This window comes from Escherichia sp. MOD1-EC5189 (genome assembly GCF_002966045.1).
Lineage (GTDB): Bacteria > Pseudomonadota > Gammaproteobacteria > Enterobacterales > Enterobacteriaceae > Escherichia > Escherichia coli_F.
Map to the genome: position 1 here is coordinate 24,182 of NZ_PTRX01000038.1, position 9,872 is coordinate 34,053.

The 9,872-nt window shown below is 49.4% G+C and carries 6 protein-coding genes; all 6 read right to left on the reverse strand.

The genetic code is table 11. From position 1 onward, the window contains the following. Window positions 1–11: 11 nt before the first annotated feature. The 6 genes from gabP to ATB02_RS22805 all read right to left on the reverse strand — a co-directional run bounded on the left by gabP (window position 12) and on the right by ATB02_RS22805 (window position 9,266). Entirely contained in the window at window positions 12–1,412 is a 1,401-nt protein-coding gene (gene gabP / locus ATB02_RS22780) for a GABA permease (RefSeq protein ID WP_001295173.1), read from the reverse strand. A 236-nt stretch (window positions 1,413–1,648) separates the two neighbouring features. Beyond that, window positions 1,649–2,929, reverse strand: coding sequence for a 4-aminobutyrate--2-oxoglutarate transaminase (gabT, locus tag ATB02_RS22785; protein ID WP_032184962.1), 1,281 nt, complete (start codon window positions 2,927–2,929; stop codon window positions 1,649–1,651). Window positions 2,930–2,942: 13 nt separating this feature from the next. Further along, complete coding sequence (gene gabD / locus ATB02_RS22790) at window positions 2,943–4,391, reverse strand: NADP-dependent succinate-semialdehyde dehydrogenase (RefSeq protein WP_105272288.1); 1,449 nt, start codon at window positions 4,389–4,391, stop codon at window positions 2,943–2,945. Between the two features lie 22 nt (window positions 4,392–4,413). Beyond that, on the reverse strand, window positions 4,414–5,682 hold the full coding sequence (gene lhgO, locus ATB02_RS22795; protein WP_105272289.1) for an L-2-hydroxyglutarate oxidase: 1,269 nt from the start codon (window positions 5,680–5,682) through the stop codon (window positions 4,414–4,416). 19 nt (window positions 5,683–5,701) lie between these two features. Beyond that, complete coding sequence (glaH, locus tag ATB02_RS22800; protein ID WP_105272290.1) at window positions 5,702–6,679, reverse strand: glutarate dioxygenase GlaH; 978 nt, start codon at window positions 6,677–6,679, stop codon at window positions 5,702–5,704. Between the two features lie 334 nt (window positions 6,680–7,013). Continuing rightward, window positions 7,014–9,266, reverse strand: coding sequence for an alpha amylase C-terminal domain-containing protein (locus ATB02_RS22805; RefSeq protein ID WP_105272291.1), 2,253 nt, complete (start codon window positions 9,264–9,266; stop codon window positions 7,014–7,016). Window positions 9,267–9,872 lie beyond the last annotated feature (606 nt).

Genomic DNA, 9,872 nt, shown 5'->3' on the forward strand with positions numbered 1-9,872 from the left:
CCTGATCATTATTAGCGCGTATTATGAACGGGTGTTTTTTGCCACAATACCAGTTTTTTCCAGCGCGCCATAATCGGCACGGTACAGATTATCCCTATCGCTAATAAACCGGTGGAGATCACTTCTAACTGTTGCGCCGGGCGGAATAGCATCACTACCAACACAAAGGTAATAAAGCCGATTACCAGCCAGGTGAGCCACGGATAAAGCCACATCCGCAGGCGAATTTCGCTTCCTTCTGCTCGCAGAATTTTGCGCATCCGCAATTGTGAAACGGCGATGACTAAATAAACCAGCAGGGCGATAGCGCCGGAGCTGTCGATCAGAAATTTAAACACTTTCGCAGGCGCGTAATAATTCACCACCACCGTTAAAAATGCCGCGCCGGTGGAGAGTAATACCGCCACATACGGGGTTTTACTGCGGTTGATTTTACCCATTACCGCGGGAGCATCACCGCGACGGCTTAAGGAGTAGAGCATTCTGGAAGCGGTATACAGCGCCGAGTTCAGGCAACTGGTTACGGAAAGTAATATCACGCAGTCCATGATTAATTTCGCATGGGGAATATTGAGCAATTCCAGAACCGAGCGATAAGATCCAACGGCTTTCAGCCCCGGCATATTCCACGGTATTAATGCCACGACGACAAAAATAGAGCACAAATAGAAGATAGAAATACGCCAGATAACCGAGTTGGTGGCGCGGACAATATGTTTTTCCGGCGTGTCGGATTCCGCGGCGGCAATGGTGACAATTTCTGCGCCCATAAACGAGAACATGGTGATCAACATCGCGCTTAATACCGCACCGAAGCCATTGGGCATAAAGCCGCCGCTATCCCACAATCTTGAGATCCCGCTCACTTCGGCATAAGGGTAAAAACCGCTAATTGCGACTGCACCAAGGAATATAAACGCCAGAATGGCAATGACTTTGCAAAGCGCCAGCCAGAATTCAAATTCGCCGTAGTTTTTAACGCTTAATAAATTACTGCCGGTTAAGGCGAGGGTAATGACGAGGGAAAATAACCAGATAGGAATACCTGGAACCCACGAGTGCAGGATCATGGCTGCGATATTGGCTTCCAGCGGGATAACCAGTACCCAAAACCACCAGTACAGCCAGCCGATGGTATAACCCGCCCAACGACCAATAGCTTTATCGGCATAGGTGGAAAACGAACCCGTGTCGGGCGTGGCAACCGCCATTTCCGCCAACATCCGCATAATCATAACCACCAGTAATCCGGCGAACAGATAGGCCAGTAATACCGCTGGACCCGCTTCGGCGATGGCGACGCTGGAACCGACAAACAGACTTGCGCCGATAACACCGGCAATAGACAACATGGTGACGTGGCGTGATTTCAGCCCGCCGCCTAACTCATGTGGTTGCGATGATTGCCCCATCCTGAATCCTCTCGAAAGTGTGACACTTGGGAGAGCGGCCCGACATTTCCCGCGTCGGGTCACGCGTTTAATTGTTATTGGTTCTTTTTGCCGGAGAGCGGCTCCGCCTTATCCGGCCGACATAGATTTATTCCTGTTCACGTACAGATTGTTGGATGCGGCGTAAACGCCTTATCCGACCTGGATTCTCGTAGGCCGGACAAGACGCGAAGCGTCGCCTCCGGCATGGTGCGGTGCTACTGCTTCGCCTCATCAAAACATTGGCTGATGATCTCCAGACCCTGACGGATCTGAGCGTCTTCAATGGTGAGCGGTACAAGGATGCGCAGCACGTTGTAATACGGGCCGCAGGAGAGAAGAATCAGGCCTTTATCGCGGGCGCGCGCCACGATCTCGGTGGTGAGTTTGGCGTCCGGTTTGCTATGATCTCCACCTTCAAACAGCTCGATGGCGATCATCGCTCCCAGACCACGTACATCGCCGATCTCGGTGTGTTTTTCGGCGATCGCCAGCAATCCGTCTTTCAGCTTTTGCCCCAGATCGTTGGCTTTTTGCAGCAGATTTTCCTGTTCAAACACCTTCAACACTTCCAGCGCTGCCACGCAGGCAATCGGGTTACCCGCATAAGTGCCGCCTAAGCCGCCCGGAGCGACAGCGTCCATCACTTCGGCGCGCCCGGTGACGCCCGCCAGCGGGAAACCGCCTGCGATCGATTTCGCGAACGTGGTGAGATCCGGCGCGACGCCCATTTGCTCCATCGCAAACAGCGTGCCGGTACGCCCCGCGCCGCTTTGCACTTCATCGGCAATCAACATGATCCCGTGCTCGTCACACAGTGCGCGTAAACGCTGCATAAAGGCTGGCGTCGCGGCGTAGAAACCGCCTTCGCCCTGAACCGGCTCAATCACGATGGCGGCGATATCTTCCGGCGCAGCGTCATTTTTGAAGATCCGGTGAATACTGGCGATAGCGTCATCTTCACTGATCCCGTGCAGCGGACAAGGATAAAGCGCGCGATAAACATGGCCCGGCATCAGCCCCATACCCGCAGAGTACGGGTTCACCTTACCAGTCAGCGCCAGCGTGTAGTGCGTGCGCCCGTGATAGGCGCCGCTAAAGGCGATGGTCCCGCTACGTTTGGTGGCGGCGCGGGCGATTTTCACCGCGTTTTCCACCGCTTCGGAACCCGTGGTGACCAGCAGCGTTTTCTTGGCGAAATCGCCCGGCACCTTTTGATTCATAATCTCGCACAGCTCCAGATACGGCTCGTAGGCCAGCACCTGGAAGCAGGTGTGCGACAATTTTTTCAACTGCGCTTCCACCGCCGCCACCACCTTCGGATGCAGGTGCCCGGTATTGAGCACCGCAATCCCGCCCGCAAAATCAAGATACTCACGGCCTTCAACGTCCCACACCCGGCAGTTTTCCGCGCGGTCAGCGAAAATCGGGTGAATTTGCCCAACGCCACGGGGAATCGCCTGACTGCGGCGCTGCATTAACTCTTTATTGCTGCTCATTCGCGTTCTCCAGTTAAAGACCGATGCACATGTATTTGATTTCTAAATAATCTTCGATGCCATACTTCGAACCTTCACGACCCAGCCCCGAGGCTTTTATGCCGCCGAACGGGGCCACTTCATTGGAAATAATGCCGGTATTGATGCCGACGATGCCGTATTCCAGCGCCTCGCCCACGCGGAAGACGCGGCTTAAATCACGGGCGTAAAAATAGGCGGCAAGGCCAAACTCGGTGTCATTGGCCTGCGCAATCACATCGGTTTCATCTTTAAAGCGGAACAGCGGGGCGAGGGGGCCGAACGTCTCTTCTTTCGACACTTTGGCGTTGGCCGGAACATCCACCAGAATGGTCGGCTGGAAGAAGTTGCCGCCGCGTTCATGCGCTTTGCCTCCGCAAACCACGCGCGCGCCTTTCTCCAGCGCATCGGCGATATGCTCTTCCACTTTTGCTACCGCTTTTTCATCGATCAGTGGCCCAATGGTGACGCCTTTTTCCAGCCCATCACCGATGTGCAGTTTGCTCACCGCCTGCTGCAATTTTTCGGCAAAGCGGTCATACACGCCGTCCTGCACATACAGGCGGTTGGCGCAGACGCAGGTTTGCCCGGCGTTACGGAATTTCGAGGCCAGCGCGCCTTCCACGGCTTTATCGAGAGCGGCATCGTCAAAGACAATAAACGGTGCGTTGCCGCCCAGCTCCAGCGACACTTTTTTGATGTCTTTCGCGCACTGTTCCATTAACTGGCGACCAATTTCGGTCGAACCAGTAAACGACAGCTTGCGCACCAGCGGATTGCTGGTCAGTTCGTTACCGACCGCGCCCGCCGAACCGGTGACCACGTTAAATACGCCAGCCGGAATGCCCGCGCGGATCGCCAGCTCTGCCAGCGCCAGCGCAGAGAACGGTGTCTGACTGGCGGGTTTCAGCACCATCGTGCAGCCTGCCGCCAGCGCCGGACCGGCTTTACGGGTAATCATCGCTGCCGGGAAGTTCCACGGCGTGATAGCGGCGGTAACGCCAATCGGCTGCTTGATAACAATCAGGCGTTTATCGGCCTGATGACCGGGAATGGTGTCGCCATAAATACGCTTGCCTTCTTCGGCAAACCACTCAATAAAGGAGGCGGCGTAGCTGATTTCGCCTTTCGCTTCCGCCAGCGGTTTGCCCTGTTCGAGGGTCATCAGGCGCGCTAAATCGTCCTGATGCTCCATCATCAAATTGAACCAGTTGCGCAGAATGTTGGCGCGTTCTTTGGCGGTAAGGGCACGCCAGGCGGGCAGGGCGCGGTTGGCGGCGTCGATAGCGGCGCGGGTTTCATCTGCGCCCATTTTGGGTACGCTACCCAGCTTGTCGCCGTTTGCCGGATTAGTGACCTCGATGACTTCGCCATTGTTGGCGTCCAGCCACTCCCCGTTAATTAACGCCTGCTGGCGGAATAAGTTACTGTCGTTCAGTTTCATCGCTACATCCTGTTTTCAAAGGTTATTGATTAAAGGCGGCGTGTAAGGCATCCACACTACGTGCCGCTCGCAGCGTGCGTCCGGGGTTACTCTGGCTTGCCAACAGCGTTTGTACCTTGCTGACAATATGCGCACCAATAGGAATTGCTGATGTCGCTGCTGGGGAGGGCGCATTGCAGGTGTGGATCGTGCGCGGGGTGGTGACAAACAGAAAATCGTCAATCAGCTTGCCGTCCGGCGATACTGCCTGCGCCCGCACACCGGCGGGCCAGGGCTGGAGATCGCTTAACGAAAGCCCGGGACAATACTTTTGCACCAGCCGCAGATAGCCGCTTTTGCACAGCGAGTTTTTCATCTCGCCCAGTCCTGAGCGTAGATGGTTTTGCAGCACCCGGCGAATCCCCGACGAGCCCAAAATCTCCAGCGTGTCGCTAAATGAGAAGTCGCGCTTGCGATAGCCTTCGCGTTTGAACGCCAGCACCGCGTTTGGCCCGACGGTCACGCTGCCGTCGATCATCCGGGTGAGATGAACGCCTAAAAATGGCATTGCCGGGTCGGGAATGGGGTAAATCAGGTGGTTAACAATCTGGTTATGCGCCGGGCCAAGGCGGAAATATTCGCCACGGAACGGGCAAATGATAAAGCCCGGCTCGAGGCCGAGCATTTTCACCAGCCGGTCAGCCATCAGCCCGGAACAGCTAATCAGCGTCGATGCTTCATATTCACCGCCCTGACGGGTCCGTATCACCACGCCGTTTTTATGCTCACTGAGGGCGCTGACTTCGGCGTTATAAATAATCTCACCGCCTCTGGCCTGGAAGATTTTTGCCATTGCCGCTGTCACTTCGCGGTAGCTGACAATACCGCTGGACGGCACAAAAATGCCGCCCAGTCCGGTGATATTCGGTTCGCGCTCGCGTAGCTCCTCGGCGTTTAACCACTCGCGCTCAATACCGTTCGCCGCTGTGCGTTCCCATAACGCCCGCATCCGCTCCATTTCGAGATCGGACGTGGCGACCAGCATCTTGCCGCAGTTGTCGTAGCGAATGCCGTTTTGATCGCAAAAGGCTTTGGTGGCGCGGTTTCCCGCCAGGCAAAACTGCGCCTTCAGGCTGCCGGGCGTGTAATAGACCCCGGCATGGATCACGCCGCTGTTGTGGCCCGTCTGGTGACAGGCCGGGCCGGACTCTTTTTCCAGCAACGCAATGCGTGCATCCGGATAGACATCAATCAGTTGCATGGCGGTCGACATGCCAATGATGCCGCCGCCAATAATCACAAAATCATACATCCGCTCGATTCCTTTGCGCTTACTGATGCGTCTGGTAGTGGTGAGTGGCGTAAGCGAAATAGCCGCGCTGGCGCATCAGTTCGCGACGCAGATCCGGATGCGGAGTAAAGCGGTCGCGTCCATGTAGCCAGAACAGATTGTTTATCAACAGGAATTTGCCAACGGGAACGGGTACAGACAAAATGCCTTTGCTGGTTTCAATGGCGTCTGAAAGCTCGCTCAACCACACGCCTTCCTCGAAATCCTTCGGCTGGACGAACTGGTCGATATAGCGCATCACCGGGCGGCCCTGCTGATCGACGTCGAACACCGGATGGAAAACATCTTTGCTGACGTTTTTGCTCGGCGGCGCGGCGAAACGCATTGGGCGACGCGCCAGCGGGTGGCGGAAATAGTGCTCCAGATGTTCCCAGTCATCGAGATGCAGCAGCAGCGAATTTCCGCCCTGCATGTTTTGCTCGTCGATTTTCATCATCAGCACGTAATCAGTGATTTCTTCGACGTAGGTGCCGTCGTTGTGCAGCTCCATCACACGATGCGGCTGACGCAGATAGCTGTCTGAGTTATCGACATTTTTCACTACAAAACGCGCGTAATACTGACCGCTCATGGCGTCGAAATTTGAGCGACCAATCAGATGCGCCACCGCCGTTGCGAGCTTCACCATCTCATCTGCCTGCGCGACATCATCGACACCTAGCGCATTAATTAACAGCGCACCTTCAGCACGGTTTAGCAGCGTCTTCAACAGCAACGGTTGCAGCTGATTCGCACACAAATCATCAAGAATTTTGCCTACCCGAAAGCGCAGAAACGATTTGTACTCCAGTGCCTGCACGGGCCATTCGGCAACCTGCTCGAGAAACCGTTTGGTCGTCTGTTCGGTGAAGGTGAGTTCCAGCAGACGCGGGGATTGCGCCGATGGGATGAGAGTGAATCCGCTATAGTCCTGGCCTGAATCGACAGCGTTATTTTGTACGGCGGTCAGTGCATTCATCAGAAGCGATCCTCTTATGAGATGTAGGGTGACATGGCGATGCTCATTTCGTAGCCATAATCTAAAAATATCTACATTTCTGAAAAATGCGCACAAAAGCGACATATTGTTTTCTTATTGTGATTAAAAGCAACAAATTAGTAACATTTAATGTAGGGTATTAAGGCAAAGGAGACAGGAAATGAATAACTAAAGCAACAGGTTAGGGAGAGCTACCATCAGAGAACAGATTATCTGGTCGATAAAAAACAGTAAATGGCTTCACTGCAAAATGACCGTTAGTAAACTAAACATATCATCTGCCCCGTTTTAGCGGGGCAGATATAACATTAAATTACAAATAGAAATAGTTCGGCGGTTCTCCTGTTTTCCCTAAAAGAAGAGCGCTGCGCCCAGGAATATTGATATTTAGAGCTCCGCCTCTAAGCGTAAATACTTTACCAGGGGGAATACTTTTGCGTGTATTATTATTATTAATGGTAACGCTATTACTCCCCATGTTTTTATATATTCCTGGTTGCAATTTGTTAGGCCAGGTACCTTCAACTTCTTCGTTTCCTTTATTTATTATAACTAGTCCATCATGAGGAGAGTGATTAATGTTCACAGAATCCCCACGACTAAAGGCCAGAACATTTTTAGTTGCAAATACACCCTCAAATGCGCTCCATATTCCTTCTTTATCTATATATAATGCGTGGAATTCATTGTAGAGCTGCTGATAGGTAGAGCAACCTTTATTAAGCCACGCCTCACCGCCGACACGAGTGGACCCATCATCATTTTTAATCTCAGTCGTTGATTTTAATACCTGACCATCCCAGTAAACTAAAGGCCTGCTGAACGGGAGAGCGGCCATATATGCCATTGCTAATTGTTCATCTTGCTGATGGTTAAATAAAAAGTCATTGAAAAGATTACCATTGTTAGGGAAATCGTGGTTGATGTTAATCAATATCCGTCTTTCTGATGGGATGCTTGAGATTGCGGAACCCGGTTTTGATGCAAGGGTTTGGAGATCTCCACCGAATGAAAAGGCTTGTATCGTCTTCATGAGCAATGAAAAATCAATGGCGCTTAAATCATCTCTTTCATAAAGCAGCGATGACATTTGTTGTTCATCTAACGGACAAGTTACCAGGTATTCCATGTAATTCATAACAGCTTTTTTTTGATATTTTGGATTAAATAAATTTGTATTGTGCAACCGCTCATTATAATTTTTAAGCGGTGGGGTTATCGACCTCTCTATTTGTTCATGTTTTGAGTGTTTTGCTGCATCATAACGTAAACCTCGTACGCCATATTTTCGCATTTCACGAACGTATTGATTTTGCAACATAATAACCTGGTCACTTTTGGGTGTTGTTTTAGGCATTCCATTTAAACGCTTTTCTTTTAATGCATGGAGGTTTTCCCATTCATCCTTAGAAATATTATCTTTACTTGCTTCGAAGTCTTTTGCAGTGAGATGTATATCTTCTGGATGGATTTGGTCACGTTCTTTTGTTACTGGATCTATAATAAAGGGAATCAAGACCTGACCTTGCCAATAGCCAGGGATACCACTTTCTATATCTTTACTAATCTTCGCTCGTATATCGGCAGAGGGATAATCCAGATCATTTTTACCACTTCCTCCGATCCCCATAAAGTTAAATGTATAATCAGGAATGATATCGATGCCAAATTTTTTGGCATCTTTAACCAATGCGATAAAATCCTGCAAATCTCCCATTGGATTATGGATGGTACAAAGATCTTCGGGTTGATAAGCGTGATACCAGTAACCTTTTTCTTCTTCAGGTGTTTCTGGTCCGTCGGCGCGGAAAGTTGTTACGGGAGGGATTTGTATATAACCATAATGGCAACGTGCAAACTCGGCCATATTTTTCCTGATTTGCTGGTAGGTGGCATTAAAAGCATGAAGAATCGCCTCGCCAGGTTTTTTGGGTGTGATGATTTCACATTGTGATTTCTGATCAGCAGTAAGAGATTTACGCTCAAGTGTTTGCCGTAGATGTTCTGGATTGATTAATATTTTAAATGTTTCTTGAGCTCCGGAAGGTGAAGTTACGTTAATATTATATACATCGGCTGCCAGCTCATAGTCAGGAATGTTAATAGCATATGCAACATACTTATCTTTTGGAGACGGTTTGTCAGATATAATGTGAGTGAAATGTTCAGCTGGACCATACTGATGAACACCGCTGTTATCACCTCTTTCAATCATTGTATCTCGTTGATAAATCCATGTTTTTCCTTCTCCTATCCTGTCTGGCGCTGTAATGCTACGCTGTGCTGCTTTGTTCAACTCTCGGTAAGTTGTATCTGGAAAAAGGGAAATTTTATAATCGTTTTTTAACAGATCATTAATGACTTTTTCTGCGTGAAAAGTTGATATAATTTCTCTGTCTTTTAAATCCTGAGGATAAACTCCACAAGAATTAATAATATTTGTTATACAGTTTAGATATTCTAATGTATTTAATTTGGAATTTAAATTCCCGTCAGTAATGTTCCATGATAACAATGTGGGGTTGTCGATAGGTAAATTTCTTGGTCCTGGTTTTATAGAAAACATAATAAAGTTCCTCTAATGGTAGAGTAATATGGTGTATACGGAAACATAAAAATGTTTAATTGTTGTGAAAGTAATTGCAAACAGATGTCCTACTTTTATCCAATATTTATATGGAAAAGGATAATGCTTAAATCTGTTTTTTTAATTATCGATGTGGTCTGGAGAGGCAACTGTCAAAAATCGCTCATACGAAACTAATGATTAGCAGAATAAGATCTATGAAAGAATATATTGCTATATGAAGTTTATTTTTATGGGGTGAAAAGTAACAGATATCATAATGATGCGAAAACTCTTCAGCTAATGTAATAAAGTTATATTATTAGATACAAAATCATTACAAACTATTATTGAATCGATGGTAACTATAAATAGTGCTAAGTATTAGCATTTGCTTGTTGACTGAGAGTATCGACTTTGTGAATGGAAGCGGTGTCGGGTTTTATGTCGCAGGTAATGACGACCCAGGATGAATGAGAACGCATAAAAATCTGTTATTTACATCATAAGATCATCATGTTTATTGCGTGGTTTATAAGTATTGTTATTGCATACTCAAGGCCCTTTAGCTCAGTGGTTAGAGCAGGCGACTCATAATCGCCTGGT

Coding starts and splice junctions, on each gene's coding strand:
- gabP (WP_001295173.1), bottom strand. CDS start 1,412: ATGGGGCAATCATCGCAACCACATGAGTTAGGCGGCGGGCTGAAATCA.
- gabT (WP_032184962.1), bottom strand. CDS start 2,929: ATGAGCAGCAATAAAGAGTTAATGCAGCGCCGCAGTCAGGCGATTCCC.
- gabD (WP_105272288.1), bottom strand. CDS start 4,391: ATGAAACTGAACGACAGTAACTTATTCCGCCAGCAGGCGTTAATTAAC.
- lhgO (WP_105272289.1), bottom strand. CDS start 5,682: ATGTATGATTTTGTGATTATTGGCGGCGGCATCATTGGCATGTCGACC.
- glaH (WP_105272290.1), bottom strand. CDS start 6,679: ATGAATGCACTGACCGCCGTACAAAATAACGCTGTCGATTCAGGCCAG.
- ATB02_RS22805 (WP_105272291.1), bottom strand. CDS start 9,266: ATGTTTTCTATAAAACCAGGACCAAGAAATTTACCTATCGACAACCCC.